We start from the raw sequence: 16,628 nt of genomic DNA on the forward strand, positions 1-16,628 counted from the left end.
ATCCAGCGAATACGTCAATCTTTACGAGAGCGTGGCTCCGGGGTCATCGTCGTCGAGCATGCCCGCCTCCGTCACCTTGACGGCGAGGGCGGTCCGCGACGTCACGTCGACCTTGCGCATGGCGGACCTCAGCTGCTGGTCGACCGTCGCCGGCGACTTGGCGAGGATCTCGCTGATCTGCCGGTTCGTCCTGCCGTCGACGACCAGCCGGACCACTTCCAGCTCGCGGGGAGAGAGCCGGTCGCCGTACCCCTTCCGGCCACCGCGCCACAGCCGGGGCACGTCCCCGCCATGCTCACGCAGCCGCTGGGCGACCCGGTCGGCATCCCCCCGGGCGCCGAGCCGGAAGAGTTCTTCGTACTGCACGGACAGCAGCTGCCGCCCCTCGGCCACCTGGCCCGCGGCCAGGAGCGCCACCGCCTGGCTCTCGCGGGCACGCAGGGCGTCGTACGGCCGCGGCAGTGCACCCCACGCCCGGGCCGCCCGCGCATACGCGGAAGCAGCCTCGGCCGGGTCGTCGCCTGCGGCGGCCACGTGCGCCCGGCACAGCGCCAGCGCGGCACGGGGCGCCGGGGCGGTGTGGCCGCGCAGCCCCCGCCCGAACTCCTCGGTCAGCGCTCTCGCTGCGTCCGCATCCCCCGCCGCGAACAGCGTCTCGACCCGCGCGGGCGCGACGTCGGTCGCCCACAGCCAGATGCCCTTCTCTCGGACGGTCCGAAGCGGCGCATCCGTGATCTGCAGCGCCCGCTCGATATCGCCGTCCGCCAGCCACAGGCGCGCCAGCTCGGCGGCGGGCTCGGTCACGTCGTCGGCGGCTCCGAGCCGCGTCGCCTCCTCGAGGACGTACCGGAACTGCTCCTCCGCCTCGCGGCGGCGCCCGGCCGCAGCCGCCAGCCGTGCGGTCAGGCGGACGCCGGCCAGGTGGATCGCCGGCCGATCCGCGTTGGCCTCCGCGAGCGCAGCGCTGCGTTCCGCCAGACCCTCCCACCGTCCGCGGAACCAGTCCAGGTTGGCGAGTTCGAGCTGGACGTTGTAGCGCAGCCTCGATGATTCCTCGGCGTCGGCGAGCCGCAGGGCGACGGCGAGGTGCCGCTCCGCGTCGGCGTACCGGCCCCACATCACCGCCCCCGTCCCGATGTTGGTGTGGATGCGGGCGACATCGAGCCGCTCCGGCGCGCTCTCGCCGTCGAACGGCAGTTCGGCGACGACCTCCCAGGCCTCGTCGTCGCCGAGCATGAGGAACGCGGCCGCCCGGTTGCCCGTCAGATTCAGTCGGACCGCGGGCGACTCGATATCGGCGGCGAGATCGGCGGCACGACGCAGCCAGCGTCGATGGGTCGACGCCGGCCACGGCGACCCGTAGGCCCAGCCCAGGTACGTCATGGCCTTGGCCGCCTCGGCGGGGTCGTGGCCGAGGTCCGCCACCGCCCGTTCGAGCTCCATGCGCGCGGCGGCCGCCTCGCCGCCGGTGATCAGAAGGCGGCCCAGGGGGTTGCGGACCTCAGCCTGCTCACGCGCGGACAGGCCGGGGCTGTCGAGCACCGCGCGCAGGCCGCGCACGACGCGGTGGTAGACCTCGTCGACCGGCTCCCGCCGCCCCAGAGCCGCGAGTCCTGCCGTCCGCGCGAGTCGTGCACGGTCGGCCGGCGGGAGGGCCGTCTCCGTCAGCAGGTCGACGATCATGAGGACGGCCGCGGTGTTGTCGCCCGACGCCAGCGACTGCGCCGCCGCCTGTTCGGCGTACCGCGCCCACGACCCGGTCTCGCCGGCCTCGCGGAAGTGGTGGGCCAGGCGCGCGACGGGCGGCGGATCGACGGACTCCAGAGCCTCGCCGGCTCTGCGGTGCAGGAGCCCTCGATCGGTGCGCGCGACGGCCTCGTAGACCGCCGTGGCGACCAGCATGTGACGGAACCGCCACCGGCCGCGGTCGTCGCCGGACAGGATCCTGGCGTCGGCCGCCTCGGCGATGCCCGCGCGCGCTTCCTCGGGCGGGAGCCCGGCGGTCGCGGCGATCGCGGCCTCCGACGCCCACTCGGCCAGGACCGCTGCGGCACGCAGCGTCTGCTGCGCTGCGGGTGCCAGTCGGTCGACCCGCTCCCGGATGGAGTCGCGGACGGTCGGAGGCACCTGCAGCTCAGTGAGGGCCAGGCGGACCCACTGTCCGTCACGGAAGACGATGTCGGCGCGATCGCACATCAGCCGGACCGACTCCTCGATCGCCAGGGGTACACCCCCGGTCCGCTCGTGCAGGAAGGTGCGGAAGGCGTCCGATATCGGCTCCCCGCCCAGCATCGACGACACCAGCGACGCCGTCTCGTCGCGGTCCACGGACCCGAGGGCGATCCGCGCGCCGGTGACGCCGACGGGCAGCCGGGACGTCAGCCGCAGCAGCAGCGACCCTGCGTCGACCTCCTCCGGACGATACGAGATCACCAGGCTCGGTCCGTCCGACCGCTGCCGGGAGGTGAGGAACAGGAGGAACTCCAGCGTCACCTCGTCCGCCCAGTGCGCGTCCTCCAAGACGAGGACGTCCACGCCCAGCGCCCGCAGCAGCTCGTCGAGTGCGCGGAACAGGCGATGCCGCGCCGCCTTCGCGTCGTCGAGAGGCTCGAGGGCGGGCGGCAGGTCGCCGGACCACTCCGGGAAGAGCGGCCGCAGGGCGCCGGCGAGGTCGGTGAGCCCTAGACCCGCCACGAGTCGGTCGATCCCCCGGAACGCATCGACGATCGGGCCCAAGGTCAGCGACTCCCGCAACGGCGGGCACACCGACACCAGGGCGGTGAGGGTGGGCGCTCCGGCGAGCCACTCCTGCAGCAGCCGGCTCTTCCCGATCCCCGCCTCACCCTCCACGAGCACGATCGCGGGCGGCCGGGAGACGGCGTCGCGCAGGGCGGCCAGCTCGTGATCGCGACCGACGAAGTGCGGCGTGGAGATCACGGGAGAGGTCGCGTCCGAGCGGTTGGCCATGCGAGATGGTCTCACCTGGCACCCTCGGGCGTCGAACCGCCCCTTCGTGGGAGTACGCGCTCGTGCGGGCGGCGGTGTTCCGTCGCCCGGACTGTCCCCGCTACTTGACGAGCGGGAAGAGGATCGTCTCGCGGATGCCGAGCCCGGTGATCGCCATGAGCAGACGGTCGATGCCCATACCCATGCCCCCGGTCGGCGGCATGCCGTGCTCCAGCGCGCGCAGGAACTCCTCGTCGATGCGCATCGCCTCGAGGTCGCCGCGGGCCGCGAGCTTGGCCTGCTCGACGAATCGCTCACGCTGGATGACCGGGTCGACGAGCTCGGAGTAGCCGGTCGCGAGCTCGAAGCCACGCACGTAGAGGTCCCACTTCTCGACGACGCCGCCGATCGAGCGGTGCTCGCGCACGAGCGGGCTGGTGTCGAGCGGGAAGTCCATGACGAAGGTCGGGCGGGTGAGGCCCGGCTTGACGAAGTGCTCCCACAGCTCCTCGACGAGCTTGCCGTGGATCGCGTGCGGCGGCAGGTCGACGCCCTCCGCCTCCGCGAGCGCGACGAGCTCGTCGAACGGCGTCTCGGGCGTGATCGTGCGACCGGCCGCCTCCGACAGCGACCCGTACATCGACAGGCGGTCCCACTGGCCGCCGAGCTCGTACTCGGTGCCGTCGGCCCAGGTGACCGTGGTCGAGCCGGCCACGGCGATGGCGGCGTTCTGGATGAGCTCCTGGGTGAGGTCGGCGATGCCGTGATAGTCGCTGTAGGCCTGGTAGGCCTCGAGCATCGCGAACTCGGGGCTGTGCGTGGAGTCGGCGCCCTCGTTGCGGAAGTTGCGGTTGATCTCGAAGACCCGGTCGATGCCGCCCACCACGGCGCGCTTCAGGAAGAGCTCGGGGGCGATGCGCAGGTAGAGCTCGGCGTCGAAGGCGTTCGAGTTCGTGATGAACGGCCGGGCAGAGGCGCCGCCGTGCTGCACCTGCAGCATCGGGGTCTCGACCTCGATGAAGTCGTGCGAGGCGAACGTCGCTCGCAGGCTCGCGTTGACCTTGGCCCGCGCGACGACCGTCTCGCGGGCGCGATCGCGCACGATGAGATCGAGGAACCGGCTGCGGACGCGGTTCTCCTCGCTGAGCTCCTTGTGCAGGTTCGGCAGGGGCAGGACGGCCTTCGCCGCGATCGCCCACTCGGAGACCATGATCGACAGCTCGCCGCGGCGGCTCGAGATGACCTCGCCGCTGACGAACACGTGGTCGCCGAGGTCGACGAGCTCCTTCCACGCCTGCAGCGACTCGTCCCCGACGGCGGCGAGCGACACCATGGCCTGGATGCGGCTGCCGTCGCCCGCCTGCAACGTCGCGAAGCAGAGCTTGCCGCCGTTGCGGCTGAGGACGACACGACCGGCGACGGCGGCGGTGACGCCCGTCTCGGCTCCGGCCTCCAGCTCGGCGAAGCGCTCACGCAGCGCCGGGATGGTGTCGGTGATCGGCAGGCTGACCGGGTACGCCCCGCCCGCGGCATCCGTGCGCTCCGCGATCAGCCGCTCGCGCTTGGCCAGCCGCACGGCCTTCTGCTCGAAGACTTCCTCTTCGGTGGGCTCGTCGGTCTCGGCAGGCGAGGTCGTGTCGGTCACGGGAATGGGCTCCTTGAATGGCATGTGCGCTGCGGCAGGTGCTCCGTGGGGGATGCTCCGCACAACACGGACTCGCCATTCTATCGGCGGGCGTCTCCGGCCTTGCTGAACAGCTCTGCCGGTGAGCGGATGCCGCGGCCTGCGCCGCCGGCCACCGCCGGCGTCGCGGCACTGTCAGCCGAGGTAGATCTCGGCGTTGTCGATGAGGCGGTGGCCTGCCACCGTCGCGGCGATGAGCGCGAGCGCCGGACCGGTAGTGCCCTCGTCGACCGGGAGGAACGTCGTCGGGTCGACGACGCTCAGGTATTCCAGGCGGATGCGCGACTCGCCCATGAGCGCGGACTGCGCCGCGGCGATGCACGCGTCGATGCCGCGGTCGGCGTTCGCGGCGGCGGCATCCAGAGCCGCCGGGAGGAGGGCTGCAGCGGCGAGGTCGCGGTCCTCGAGCATTCCGACGCGGGTCGAGATCGGCAGGCCGTCGTCGCCGCGTACCGTGTCCACCGTCGCCACCTCGACGTCGAAGAACAGGTCGCGGACCATGCGCCGCACGAGGAAGACGCGCTGCCGGTCGCGCTCGCCGTAGACGGCGACGTCGGGCCGGACGAGGTGCAACAGCTTCGCCTCGACCGTGAGGAGGCCGTCGAAGTAGAACGGGCGCGAGCGTCCTTCGTAGCGCAGGCCGAGGTCGCCCGCGGTGACCTTCGTCGTCGCCGAGCCGTCGGGCAGCAGCTCCTTCGTCTCCGGCGCGAAGACGACGTCGACCCCTAGGGACTCGAGCAGTCGCGCGTCTTCGTCGGGGGTCCGGGGATACGCGGCGAAGTCGGCCGGCGAGGCGAAGCGCAGCGGGTTGACGAACACGGAGACGACCACGATGTCGGCGAGCTCACGGGCGCGGTGCACCAGGTCGATGTGGCCGTCGTGCAGGGAGCCGATCGTCGAGATGAGGGCGACGCGTGCCTCGGGTGCCGTCGCGCGGACCTCGGCGAGCCGAGCACGAAGCCCGTCGATGGTGCTGATCATCCTTGGATCGTAGCGGGGGGCTCGCCGCTCACCGGACCAGAGCCGGCCTCGGCGAGCGCGTGGTCGAGCGTGGTGTGCGCCAGGGCGGAGAGGAAGGACCCCGGGTACGGCACCCCCGCCTCGGCGAGGAGCGCCGCCGCCTGGTGCACGATCGACCGCGAGAAGACACGCGCCGTCGCGATGGCCTCGCCGTACGCGGGCCGCGCCGATTCGTCGACGACGACCGGCTCGCAGCCGAGCTCCACCGCGAGCGCCTGCGCGATCGGGAGCACCGGCCCGGGCGCGGTGACGGCAGCGTACGCGCTCGCGAGGGCCCGCAGATCCATGGATGTGCCGCTGAACTCGATCGCGGGATGGACGGCGAGCGGAATGACTCCCTTGGCGACGGCAGGGGACAGGATGCCGGCACCCCAGGCCGGGTCCGTGTGCAGCACGAGCTGCCCGGGCTGCCAGGCGCCGACCTCGGCCAGACCCGCCACGAGTCCCTCGAGCTGATCGTGGGGCACGGCGACGATCACCAGCTCGCTCCGCCGCGCGACTTCCGTCGCGTCCAGCACCGGCACGCCCGGCAGGATCGCCTGCACCCGCTCCGGGTCGGAGCCCTGCGTGATCCCGACCAGCGCGTGGCCGGCACCGCCGAGCGCGGCACCGAGCACCGGCCCGACACGGCCGGCCCCGATGATCCCGACTCCGAGTCGCCCGTCACGGGTCATGCGCGGTCCTCCTCGCTCGGCGTGCTTTCGGAGGCTCGGCGCGTTTCGTCTCGCTCGCCGGCGCTCGGTCGCTCAACGACCGGAATCAGAGGTTCGGTCGTTGAGCGAGCGAAGCCAGACGACACGTCGCCGGCCTCGTCCGCTGCGGTGGATCCGGCGGATGCGACGGGTGCGGCATCCGTCTCGTCCCGCGCCCACCGATGCGTGCGGTCGGCGAGCGCTTCGCGCACCGCGCCGCGCGCGACATCGTCGAACAGCGCGAGCGCGCTGTCACGGTCGACCGCCGCCAGGAACGGCGACACCGGGCCCGTCACCACGTGCGCGCGCACGTTGGTCACGCCCGACGCCCGGTCGAGCGGGCCCTGGTACAGCCCGAGGCTCTGCAGGCGTGCGAGCGGCAGGATCACGAGCTTGCGCCACACGACGCCGCGCCGCATCAGCAGGACGTCGCCCGTGAGCCGGAATCCGTTGCGGCGATACGACAGCGGACGGATCCACCACGCGCGCTTCGGCGTGTTCGTGAAGGTGTCGCCCTCCCCCGGCCCGAACATGCCCTGCTGCACGACGAGCGCCCGCTCGTCGTCGGGCAGAGCAGGCTGGAGCAGCCGCAGCACCCTCTCGACGTCGGCGGCGGTGCCGACCGGCAGGGCCGTCGTGAACTGGTCGGTGCTGCTGTCGGCGACGCTGCGACCGGTGAGCCGGTTGATGCGGACGGCCCACCAGCCCGCGGGGCGCCACAGGATCGGCTGCGTCACCTCGACGGCGTGCACGCGTCCGGGCGGCACGATCTCGGTGATCGTCGTGAACAGGCCGAAGGTGATGCGCACGCCGTCGGGGGTCGGCGCGATCGCGTACCGCAGCGATCGGACGATCGACCGCAGCCAGTAGGCGCCGTAGCCGATGATGGCGGGAACGAAGCCGAACAGCAGCCAGGTGATGCCCTGACTGACGCCGATCACGATCGCCACGACCGCGACGAGCAGTCCCAGTGTCGACATGCTGAGAATGTGGGATGCCACGAGCCGGCCGACCGGGATGTGCACGACGGACTCGAGCTCGGCCACCGGCGCCTCAGGGCCCTCGATGAGGCCGGTGATCTCGCGCCCCACCGTCTGGCTCAGCATCGCGGCCCTCCCCACCGGCCGTGGGGCGGCGGCGCCGGACGTCATGCCGAGACGACGGCCGGACGCGAGCCGCAGGATATCGGCGCGTACCGCCTCGGCATTCGCCGTCGAGAGGTACTCGAGCTTGACGTTCGCGTCCGCTCCCGCCCCGACGACCTCGAGCTTCGCCATGCCCAGCAGTCGCGCGATCATCGGCCGGGTGAGATTGACGCCCTGCACGCGGTCGAGGGGGGCACGGCGCTGGGTGCGGAACAGGATGCCGCTGCGCACCTCGACGTCGTCGCCGGTGATCCGGAAGGTGTGGAAGCGCCAGGACGTGTAGAACACGGCCACGAGCACGATCAGCACCCCGAGCACCGCGAGCCCGGCGAGCACGTAGAGGTTGTTCGCGATGATGAAGTCGATCGGGTCGCCCCCGGCTCCCTCCCACTCGCCGACCTCGTCCTCGATGCCGGGCGCGAGCCACGGCAGGAAGATGAAGACCAGGCGATCGCGGAGGTTCGCGAACACGATGCCGATCACGACGATGAGGAACAGCCCGCCGCGCAGGAGCGGCGTCAGCGGGTGCAGGCGATGCCATTCACCGTCGCTGAGCGGTGACCGCACCAGCTGCGGGGGCGGAGCGCCGGGCACGCCGGTCGACGTACCGGATCCTCCGACGGGTTCAGGGGTCGACGTCATAGACCTGTGCGCCGGCTCTCGGCGACTCCGACCAGGTGGTCGCGCAGCGTCTCGGCGGTGGTCTGCTCGAGTCCTGGGATGACGACGCCGGTCGCCGCGGCGGCGGTGACGAACTTGAGCTGCGCGATGCCGAAGCCCCGGTCCAGCGGTCCATGGGTGATGTCGATCAGCTGCATGCGCCCGTACGGCACGGCGACGAACCGCTGCCACAGGATTCCGCGCCGGAAGACCAGGTCGTCGTCGCGCAGCTGGTAGCCGATCGAGCGGGCCTGGCGCGGGAGGATCACGAGGGTCCAGGCGAGGATCACCGTCAGGATGCCGCCCGGGATCCATGCCCACAGCTGGTGCATCAGCAATGCGAGCACGAGGGTGGCCGCGATGACGAGCACCAGGAACGAGCCGGTCGAGATCAGCTGCACCGTCACGTACTTCGGCGAGATCTGGTGCCACACCCCGCCCTGAAGCACCAGCCGATTCTCGGACCGCGGCTCGACGATGCCGTCGAACCCGCTCCCGGCCTCAGTGGTCGTGGAGGCGGGGTTCGAGTCCGGGGTCTTCGCCTCCGGGCTGTTCGTCATCATCGTCCTTCCGGATGGTGCAGAGGTGCTCCGCGACGAGGCCCGCGGCGACCAGCAGGGCGCCACTCACCGTCGTCGCGATGACCGCTCCCAACGAGCCTAGCGAGGGCGTGACCGGCCGGGTCGCCAGGAAGACCCACAGCCCGGCTCCGACGCCGCCGACCGCGGCGCCGACGATGCTGGAGGCTTTGGCGAGCATCGCGACGCGCACGGCGCGGAAGGGGTCGACCTTCGCCGTCGAGGTGCCGCGCGTGGCGCGTCGGATCGGGATGGCGAGCGCGATCGCCAGCGCGCCCAGCAGGACGAGGAGGATCGGCAGCGTCACTGCGGGGGTGAACGTGGGGCGTCCGGCTGACGTGAGCAACTGGTCGACGAGGAACCCCGCGGCGACGCCGAGGATCGCCGAGATGGCCAGAACGCCGGCACCGGTGCGCTTCATCGCTGCCCCGCCTCGCCCAGTCGGCGAAGGATCTCATCGACGCGACCCGCGCCGGGGAGCACCGCATCAGGGTCGACCGTCAGCCACGGCCCCAGCACGAAGTCGCGGGCGGCGGCGCGGGGGTGCGGCAGCACCAGCCGAGGGTCGTCGCTGACGACATCGCCGTACGCGATGAGGTCGAGGTCGAGCGTGCGATCCTCCCACCCGGCCTCGCTCGCGGAGCGGGCGGCGGAGCGCACCCGGCCGTGCCGCTGCTCGATGGCATGGAGGTAGCCCAGCAGCACGGACGGCGCGAGGCGCGTGGTGAGGATCGCCACGGCGTTCAGATACGCCGGGGCCGCGGCATCCGGTCCGTCCGGCTTCATCGCGACCGACTCGATCGGCTCCGACACGCGGACGGCGTCGACCAGGGGCACCCGGGCGAGGTCGGTGATGGCCGCCGTCATGGTCTCGGCGCGATCGCCGAGGTTCGCACCGAGGGCGACGACGGCTTCCACGGGGCCGCGCGGATGGCGCTCGACATCGCGGTCGAAGCCCTGCGCGAGGCGGCGGTTCACGCGACCTCCGTCTCGACGAGCTCTTCACGCCGGGCCCGCCGGATCGTCACCGACACGTCGGCGAACGGCACGGTGATGGGCGCCTGGGGCTTGTGCACGGTGACGGCGACCATCTTCACGCCGTCGCGCGCGAGCAGGTCGTCGGCGATGCGCGCTGCCACACCCTCGATGAGGTTCAGCGGCTCGGCGCCGACCAGCTCGACGATGCGCTCGGCGACCTCGCCGTAGTGGACCGTGTCGGCGACGTCGTCGGACTCCGCCGCCTGCGCCGTGCTCACGTAGAGGGTCGCGTCGACGACGAACTCCTGCCCCTCGCGTCGCTCTTCGGCGAACACGCCGTGGTACCCGAATGCGCGCACCCCGGTCAGCGTGATCTCGTCCATGAAGTCCATCAGCCCTCCCGGCTGCCCGATCGGTCGGCCTGCCGCACGCCGGTCCAGCGCTCCGCGATGACGAGAGCATCGCGCGTGGCGGCGACATCGTGGACGCGCACCCCCCAGACGCCCGCCTGCGCGGCCAGCACACTGGTCACGGCCGTCGCCAGGTCGCGCCTGGCCTCGGTTGCCTCGGCGGCGCCGGCGAGGTCGCCGCGGTCGGCGACGAGGGCGTCCGCGAGGAAACGCTTGCGACTCGTGCCGATCAGCACCCGCGGACCCATCGCGACGAAGCGCTCGAGCCCGCGCAGCGTCTGCCAATTCTGCTCACCGAGCTTGCCGAAGCCGATGCCCGGGTCGACGATCACCCGATCGGGCGCGATCCCCGCCACCGCGGCGGCCTCGACGCGCGCGCGGAGCTCGCGGACGACTTCCGACACGACGTCGTCGTACACAGCGCGGGCGTACATGTCGGCGGAGTGGCCTCGCCAGTGCTGGAGCACGACATCGGCATCGGTCGATGCGACGGCCGGCAGCATGTCGGGGTCGGCCATGCCGCCCGACACATCGTTGACGATGCGCGCGCCGGCCGTCACGGCGGCGAGCGCCGTGGAGGCGTTCATGGTGTCGATGCTCACGACGACGCCGGCGTCGGCGAGGGCCTCTACGACGGGCAGCACGCGCTGCTGCTCCACGCGCGGATCGACACGCTCGGCGCCGGGCCTCGTCGACTCGCCGCCGATATCGAGGATGTCGGCGCCCTGCGCGCGCAGCGCCAGTCCGTGGGCGACGGCGGCCTCGGCATCCGCATGCCGTCCGCCGTCGCTGAACGAGTCGGGCGTCACGTTGACGACACCCATGATGAGCGTCATGCGCGCATCCCCCGCGACGCACCGATCAGGGCGACCAGCTCGGCTCGTGCCGCCGGCTCGGCCAGTTCGCCGCGAGCGGCGATCGTGACGGTCGAGGCATCGGGCTGCCGGCCGCCGCGCATCGTCACGCACTCGTGCGTCGCCTCCAGCACGACCAGCACCCCGCGCGCGTCGAGGGATGCCGCGATCACGTCGGCGATCTGCTCCGCGAGGCGCTCCTGCACCTGAGGTCGCGACGCCAGGATCTCGACGACCTTCGGCAGCGCCCCCAGCCCGACGACCTGCTCGCCGGGCAGATAGGCGAGGTGCGCATGACCGCGGAACGGCAGCAGATGGTGCTCGCACACCGAGCGGAACAGGATGTCGCGCAGCATGACCGCGCCCGACGGGAGCGTGTCGGGCGCCGGCCCGCGCGACACCGAGATGGTGCGGGCGAGCGGGGCCGCGGCATCCTCTCCCACTCCGGCGAAGAACTCGGCGTACGCGTCGGCGACGCGCTCGGGCGTCTGCCTCAGTCCGGGGCGCTCGGGGTCTTCGCCGATCGCCTCCAGCAGTTCGCGTACGAGCGCGGCGATACGCTCACGATCGACGGCCACGGGCCGAGCCTACGCGGTCGCGGGCCGCGCCTGTCCGGTGGCACGACGCTTGGGCGCCTTCTCAGCGGCCGGCTGCTCGGCCTCGACGCTCGCGGCGAGCCCTGCCTCGTCGCGGCGCTTCGGCACGTCGATCGGGGGCAGCGTCGACGGCGGGCGCTGCTCGCTCGACAGCCACTGCGGACGCGGGGGCAGACGCTTGACGTCCTTGAAGATCTCGGCGAGCTCCAGGTGGTCGAGCGTCTCCTTCTCGAGAAGCTCGAGGGCGAGCTTGTCGAGCACCGCGCGGTTGGCGTTGATGACCTCGTAGGCCTCGTTGTGGGCCTGCTCGATGAGGCCGCGCACCTGCGTGTCGACGCGCTCCGCGATGCGCTCCGAGAACTCGCGGCCGTGACCCATGTCGCGGCCCATGAAGACCTCGCCCGAGGACTGGCCCAGCTTGACCGGGCCGATGTCGCCGGTCATGCCGTATTCGGTGACCATCTTGCGGGCGATGCTCGTCGCCTTCTCGATGTCGTTCGACGCACCCGTGGTCGGGTCGTGGAACACGATCTCTTCGGCGACGCGGCCGCCCATCGCGTAGGTGAGCTGATCCTGCAGCTCGTTGCGGGTGACGGAGTACTTGTCGTCGAGCGGCAGCACCATCGTGTAGCCGAGCGCCTTGCCGCGCGGGAGGATCGTGACCTTCGTGACGGGGTCGGTGTGGTTCATCGCCGCCGCCGCGAGCGCGTGACCGCCCTCGTGGTACGCGGTGATGAGCTTCTCCTTGTCCTTCATCACGCGGGTGCGGCGCTGCGGGCCGGCGATCACGCGGTCGATGGCCTCATCGAGCGCGCGGTTGTCGATCAGCTGCGCGTTCGAGCGCGCGGTGAGAAGGGCGGCCTCGTTCAGAACGTTGGCGAGGTCGGCGCCGGTGAAGCCGGGCGTCTTGCGGGCGACGACCTCGAGGTCGACGCCGTCCGCCAGCGGCTTGCCGCGGCCGTGCACCTCGAGGATCTTGGTGCGACCGCGGAAGTCGGGCGCGTCCACACCGATCTGGCGGTCGAAGCGGCCCGGGCGCAGCAGCGCCGGGTCGAGGATGTCGGGGCGGTTGGTGGCCGCGATCACGATGACGTTGACCTTCGGGTCGAAGCCGTCCATCTCGACGAGCATCTGGTTGAGCGTCTGCTCGCGCTCGTCGTGGCCGCCGCCCATGCCGGCGCCGCGATGGCGGCCGACCGCATCGATCTCGTCGATGAAGATGATGGCCGGAGAGTTGTCCTTGGCCGTGTTGAAGAGGTCGCGCACGCGGCTCGCGCCGACGCCGACGAACATCTCGACGAAGTCAGAGCCCGAGATCGAGTAGAACGGCACGCCGGCCTCGCCCGCGACGGCGCGCGCGAGGAGGGTCTTGCCGGTTCCGGGAGGGCCGTACAGCAGCACGCCCTTCGGGATGCGGGCGCCGACCGCCTGGAACTTCGACGGGTCCTTCAGGAAGTCCTTGATCTCCTCGAGCTCTTCGATCGCCTCGTCGGAGCCCGCGACATCCTGGAACGTGACCTGCGGCATCTCCTTGGTCACGAGCTTCGCCCGGGACTTGCCGAACTGCATGACCTTGCTGCCGCCGCCCTGCGCGCTCGACATCAGGAACCAGAACAGCAGACCCAGCAGCAGGATCGGCAGGAGGAGCGAGAGGAACCCGTCGAACCAGGTCGCGCGCGGCACGGCGTCGTTGAAGCCGTCCTTCGGGTCGGCGGCGTTGACCGCGTCGACGACCTCGGAGGCACGTGCGGTGACGTAGTAGAACTGGACGTCCGTCGCGCCCTCGTACTCCTTCGAGAGCTTCATGTCGACACGCTGATCGCCGTCGGTGTTGACCACCTCGGTGACGGTCTCGCCGGAGAGCAGCTCGAGACCCTCCTGCGTGGAGATCTGCTTCGCACCGTTCAGGCTCGAGATGAGCGAGAACCCCACGATGAGGAAGACCCCGATCAGCAGGACGTAGAAGAGCGGGTTGCGGGTGATCTTCTTGAAGTCCATGGCGCGGGCGAGAGCCCGACCCCTTTCGTCGACGTGCCATCGCGGACAGGAGTGCGCCCGTCGACGGTTGAATCAGGGTATCGCGCGCTTCCTAGGCGTCGACTGTGCATTCGCCCCGGGCGTAATCCCAGGTCGGGTCGGGTCGGGAGAGTGCACCGGCGAGAGTGCATCTGGCGGACGAGCGGTAGGGAACCTGCCTCACCCTCGTCCGCCAGGTGCACTCTCGCGGATCGGGCTACGAGTAGACGTGAGGCGCGAGGACGGCGACGTCTCGCAGGTTGCGGTACTTCTCGGCGTAGTCGAGGCCGTAGCCGACGACGAACTCCGTCGGGATGTCGAAGCCCACGTACTTGCAGCGCACCTCGACCTTGGCGGCCTCGGGCTTGCGCAGCAGCGCGAACACCTCCACGGATGCCGCGCCGCGGGCCGCGAAGTTCTCCAGCAGCCAGCTCAGGGTCAGGCCGGAGTCGATGATGTCCTCGACGATGAGCACGTGCTTGCCGAGGATGTCGGTGTCGAGGTCTTTGCGGATCTGGACCACGCCGCTGGACTTCGTGCCGGCCCCATACGAGGAGACCGCCATCCAGTCCATCGTGATGTGCTTCTTCAGCGCCCGGGAGAAGTCCGCCATGACCATGACCGCGCCCTTGAGCACGCCGACCAGCAGGAGATCCTCATCGGCGTAGTCTTCGTCGACCCGCGCGGCGATCTCGTCGAGCTTGGCTCGGATCTCCTCTTCGGTGACGAGGACTTCGTTGAGGTCGCTGGAGACGTCGGCCGCGCGCATGGGAAGAGTCTAGAGGGGCGCCGCCTTTCACCCGGCCGGGCGCCGTCTGCGACTCAGCGTGCCGTGAACTCGATGCGTCCGCCGACGCGGCGCGCGCGGCATCCCGGAAGGTCGATGGGACCCTGACCTGACCAGTCCGTCACCAGCCGCGCCACCTCGAGGGTCTGCGACCGCGTGAGGCTCTCGTGGAACTCGCTCGCGACGACGTGTCGGATGATGCGGTGGCGAAGCGCCGCGGGGTTGGCGGCGAGGGCCGGCGCAGAGACGGAGATCCCTGCTTCGGCGTGCTCGACGATGTCCTCGATCGTCTCCTCGATCATCTCGTCGAAGGCCTCGGCGTCCTCGCGCAGCTGCGCCGCGGTGCGCGCGAGCGCCTCGGCGATGCCGGGGCCGAGGTCGGCCTCGAGCACGGGCAGCACCCTCTCGCGCACGCGCACCCGCGCGAAGCGGCGGTCGGCGTTCTGCGGGTCGTCCCACGGCTGGAGGCCCTCGGCGGCACACGCCGCACGGGTGGTGGACCGCCGCACTCCCAGCAGAGGCCGCAGGAGAGCGACGCCGTCAAGTTCGGCGGCCTCGGCCATGCCCTGCAGGCTGGCCGCGCCCGCTCCCCGCGCCAGGCCGAGCAGCACCGTCTCGGCCTGGTCGTCGAGGGTATGGCCGAGGAGGATCGCCGCCGCGCCCGCGTCGCGGGCCGCGTCGCGGAGCGCGCGGTAGCGCGCGTCGCGTGCCGCCGCCTCAGGCCCGCCGGATGCGCCGACCTCGACGCGTGTCACGACGGCATCGAGCCCGAGGGCCCGGGCCTTCGCCGCCGCGGCGGCCGCGGCATCCGTCGATCCGTCCTGCAGTCCGTGGTCGACGGTCACCGACGCGGCACGCAGTCCGAGCTTCGAGGCCTCGAACGCCGTCGCCGCAGCGAGCGCGAGCGAATCGGCGCCGCCGGACAGCGCCACGAGCACGGTCGCTCCGGGTTCGAGCGACGCGAGGGCGCGCCGTACGGCCAGCCGCACTTCGGCGACGGCGGGGGCCAGTCCGGGTCGGCGCTCATCCACCCGCCCACCGTACCCGCGGGAGCCTTTCTCGGACCCCGCCCGTACCGTTCTCAGGATCGGCGGACCCGTTCTCGCCCTGAGAGGCCGGAATCATCCGGTTGCGCCGGGCGGCAGGTCGGTCGGGTCCTGAGAACGGTACGGCGGGAGCCTCCGGACTAGGCTTGTCGCGGCATCCCACCGTCTTTCCGAAGGAGCTTCACTATGGGCGCGTACGACGCCGTCATCGAGATCCCGCGCGGCAGCCGCGTGAAGTACGAGGTCGACCACGGCACCGGCCGGGTGTTCCTCGACCGCATCCTCTACACCGCGTTCGGATACCCGACCAACTACGGGTTCTTCGAGAACACGCTCGGCGAGGACGGCGACCCCCTCGACGTGCTGGTGCTGCTCGACTTCGACCTCGCGCCCGGAGTGCTCGCCAGCGTCCGACCCGTCGGCGTGCTCAAGATGAGCGACGAGGCCGGCGGCGACGACAAGGTCGTCGCGGTGCTCGGCAAGGACCCCCGCTGGGCGCACATCCAGGACGTGAACGACATCCCGGAGTTCACCCGCAAGGAGATCGAGCACTTCTTCGAGCACTACAAGGACCTCGAGCCCAACAAGTGGGTGAAGGTCGACGAGTGGGCGGGCGCGGCCGAGGCCGAGCGTCTCGTCGGCGAGGCGTTCGACCGCTTCAAGGAGCACGAGGGCCAGACCGCCACCCAGGGTGAGGGCGTCGCGCCGAACACGCTCTGACAGCTGTCTCATACGAAGAGCGGATGCCGTCGGCATCCGCTCTTCGTCGTTTCAGGGTGTACGGCTCAGACCGAGATCCCGCGATCGGCCATGAAGTAGATCGGGTTGACGTCGCGACCGTTGACGTACGTCTCGAAGTGCAGGTGGCAGCCGAACGAGTTACCGGTGTTTCCCTCGCTCGCGATCAACTGGCCCGCGCCGACCCATTGGCCGACGCCGACGAAGATGCCGCCGTTGCGGATGTGACCGTAGCCGGTGCCGATGCCGCCGCCGTGGTCGATCTTGATGTAGTTGCCGTACCCGCCGTTCGGGCCCGCGTAGACGACGCGCCCCGCGGATGCCGCGTAGATGCCCGAGCCGCAACCGGCCGCGAGGTCGACGCCATGGTGGAATCCGCTCGAGCAGTAGCTGGTGCCGCACTGCACGGTGCGGGGGCCGTAGCCCGAGCTTCGCCAGCCTGAGGAGGGTCGAGCCCAGCCGGTGCCCACGACGGCTC

General features: G+C 71.3%; 16 protein-coding genes. 1 reads left to right on the forward strand and 15 read right to left on the reverse strand.

The features are described from left to right. Positions 1-21: 21 nt before the first annotated feature. The 14 genes from ACI3KY_RS00845 to tilS form a co-directional block, all read right to left on the reverse strand. Positions 22-2,967, reverse strand: a complete 2,946-nt coding sequence (locus ACI3KY_RS00845; protein ID WP_404928301.1) for an AAA family ATPase — start codon at positions 2,965-2,967, stop codon at positions 22-24. 100 nt (positions 2,968-3,067) lie between these two features. Beyond that, positions 3,068-4,615: a lysine--tRNA ligase gene (gene lysS / locus ACI3KY_RS00850; RefSeq protein ID WP_404928302.1), complete on the reverse strand. Its 1,548-nt coding sequence runs from the start codon at positions 4,613-4,615 to the stop codon at positions 3,068-3,070. A 150-nt stretch (positions 4,616-4,765) separates the two neighbouring features. Continuing rightward, positions 4,766-5,611 carry a pantoate--beta-alanine ligase gene (gene panC, locus ACI3KY_RS00855; protein ID WP_404928303.1) on the reverse strand — a complete coding sequence of 282 codons (846 nt, stop codon included), beginning with the start codon at positions 5,609-5,611 and terminating at the stop codon, positions 4,766-4,768. After that, positions 5,608-6,324 carry a DUF2520 domain-containing protein gene (locus ACI3KY_RS00860; protein WP_404928304.1) on the reverse strand — a complete coding sequence of 239 codons (717 nt, stop codon included), beginning with the start codon at positions 6,322-6,324 and terminating at the stop codon, positions 5,608-5,610. The genes panC and ACI3KY_RS00860 overlap by 4 nt, the downstream gene beginning before the upstream one ends. Further along, on the reverse strand, positions 6,321-8,129 hold the full coding sequence (locus ACI3KY_RS00865; protein ID WP_404928305.1) for a PH domain-containing protein: 1,809 nt from the start codon (positions 8,127-8,129) through the stop codon (positions 6,321-6,323). Before ACI3KY_RS00865 ends, ACI3KY_RS00860 begins: the two co-directional genes overlap by 4 nt. Continuing rightward, on the reverse strand, positions 8,126-8,707 hold the full coding sequence (locus ACI3KY_RS00870; RefSeq protein WP_404928306.1) for a PH domain-containing protein: 582 nt from the start codon (positions 8,705-8,707) through the stop codon (positions 8,126-8,128). Before ACI3KY_RS00870 ends, ACI3KY_RS00865 begins: the two co-directional genes overlap by 4 nt. Continuing rightward, the gene (locus tag ACI3KY_RS00875) at positions 8,649-9,146 is read right to left on the reverse strand and encodes a DUF3180 family protein (protein ID WP_404928307.1); all 498 of its coding nucleotides are present in this window, start codon (positions 9,144-9,146) and stop codon (positions 8,649-8,651) included. Before ACI3KY_RS00875 ends, ACI3KY_RS00870 begins: the two co-directional genes overlap by 59 nt. After that, positions 9,143-9,703 carry a 2-amino-4-hydroxy-6-hydroxymethyldihydropteridine diphosphokinase gene (gene folK, locus ACI3KY_RS00880; protein ID WP_404928308.1) on the reverse strand — a complete coding sequence of 187 codons (561 nt, stop codon included), beginning with the start codon at positions 9,701-9,703 and terminating at the stop codon, positions 9,143-9,145. The genes ACI3KY_RS00875 and folK overlap by 4 nt, the downstream gene beginning before the upstream one ends. After that, positions 9,700-10,095 (reverse strand): dihydroneopterin aldolase, encoded by a 396-nt coding sequence (folB, locus tag ACI3KY_RS00885; protein ID WP_404928310.1) that lies wholly within the window; start codon positions 10,093-10,095, stop codon positions 9,700-9,702. Before folB ends, folK begins: the two co-directional genes overlap by 4 nt. Further along, a complete protein-coding gene (gene folP, locus ACI3KY_RS00890; RefSeq protein ID WP_404928311.1) occupies positions 10,095-10,949 on the reverse strand; it encodes a dihydropteroate synthase in 855 nt (284 codons plus the stop codon). Before folP ends, folB begins: the two co-directional genes overlap by 1 nt. Beyond that, positions 10,946-11,545, reverse strand: a complete 600-nt coding sequence (gene folE, locus ACI3KY_RS00895; RefSeq protein ID WP_404928312.1) for a GTP cyclohydrolase I — start codon at positions 11,543-11,545, stop codon at positions 10,946-10,948. The genes folP and folE overlap by 4 nt, the downstream gene beginning before the upstream one ends. A 9-nt stretch (positions 11,546-11,554) precedes the next feature. Beyond that, complete coding sequence (gene ftsH, locus ACI3KY_RS00900) at positions 11,555-13,561, reverse strand: ATP-dependent zinc metalloprotease FtsH (RefSeq protein WP_404928313.1); 2,007 nt, start codon at positions 13,559-13,561, stop codon at positions 11,555-11,557. Positions 13,562-13,796: 235 nt separating this feature from the next. After that, positions 13,797-14,348 carry a hypoxanthine phosphoribosyltransferase gene (gene hpt, locus ACI3KY_RS00905; RefSeq protein WP_404928315.1) on the reverse strand — a complete coding sequence of 184 codons (552 nt, stop codon included), beginning with the start codon at positions 14,346-14,348 and terminating at the stop codon, positions 13,797-13,799. Between the two features lie 53 nt (positions 14,349-14,401). Further along, positions 14,402-15,397 (reverse strand): tRNA lysidine(34) synthetase TilS, encoded by a 996-nt coding sequence (gene tilS / locus ACI3KY_RS00910; protein WP_404928317.1) that lies wholly within the window; start codon positions 15,395-15,397, stop codon positions 14,402-14,404. Positions 15,398-15,598: 201 nt separating this feature from the next. Here tilS and ACI3KY_RS00915 point away from each other — a divergent pair, with 201 nt between their 5' ends. Further along, a complete protein-coding gene (locus ACI3KY_RS00915; RefSeq protein ID WP_404928318.1) occupies positions 15,599-16,132 on the forward strand; it encodes an inorganic diphosphatase in 534 nt (177 codons plus the stop codon). 65 nt (positions 16,133-16,197) lie between these two features. Here the strand turns inward: ACI3KY_RS00915 and ACI3KY_RS00920 are convergent. Beyond that, positions 16,198-16,628 (reverse strand): M23 family metallopeptidase (locus tag ACI3KY_RS00920; protein WP_404928319.1); only part of this gene is annotated, 431 nt, incomplete at its 5' end.

Source organism: Microbacterium sp. ZW T2_14, assembly GCF_044987405.1.
In the GTDB taxonomy this organism is placed as follows: Bacteria; Actinomycetota; Actinomycetes; order Actinomycetales; family Microbacteriaceae; genus Microbacterium.

Coding starts and splice junctions, on each gene's coding strand:
- ACI3KY_RS00845 (WP_404928301.1), bottom strand. CDS start 2,967: ATGGCCAACCGCTCGGACGCGACCTCTCCCGTGATCTCCACGCCGCAC.
- lysS (WP_404928302.1), bottom strand. CDS start 4,615: ATGCCATTCAAGGAGCCCATTCCCGTGACCGACACGACCTCGCCTGCC.
- panC (WP_404928303.1), bottom strand. CDS start 5,611: ATGATCAGCACCATCGACGGGCTTCGTGCTCGGCTCGCCGAGGTCCGC.
- ACI3KY_RS00860 (WP_404928304.1), bottom strand. CDS start 6,324: ATGACCCGTGACGGGCGACTCGGAGTCGGGATCATCGGGGCCGGCCGT.
- ACI3KY_RS00865 (WP_404928305.1), bottom strand. CDS start 8,129: ATGACGTCGACCCCTGAACCCGTCGGAGGATCCGGTACGTCGACCGGC.
- ACI3KY_RS00870 (WP_404928306.1), bottom strand. CDS start 8,707: ATGACGAACAGCCCGGAGGCGAAGACCCCGGACTCGAACCCCGCCTCC.
- ACI3KY_RS00875 (WP_404928307.1), bottom strand. CDS start 9,146: ATGAAGCGCACCGGTGCCGGCGTTCTGGCCATCTCGGCGATCCTCGGC.
- folB (WP_404928310.1), bottom strand. CDS start 10,095: ATGGACTTCATGGACGAGATCACGCTGACCGGGGTGCGCGCATTCGGG.
- folP (WP_404928311.1), bottom strand. CDS start 10,949: ATGACGCTCATCATGGGTGTCGTCAACGTGACGCCCGACTCGTTCAGC.
- ftsH (WP_404928313.1), bottom strand. CDS start 13,561: ATGGACTTCAAGAAGATCACCCGCAACCCGCTCTTCTACGTCCTGCTG.
- hpt (WP_404928315.1), bottom strand. CDS start 14,348: ATGCGCGCGGCCGACGTCTCCAGCGACCTCAACGAAGTCCTCGTCACC.
- ACI3KY_RS00915 (WP_404928318.1), top strand. CDS start 15,599: ATGGGCGCGTACGACGCCGTCATCGAGATCCCGCGCGGCAGCCGCGTG.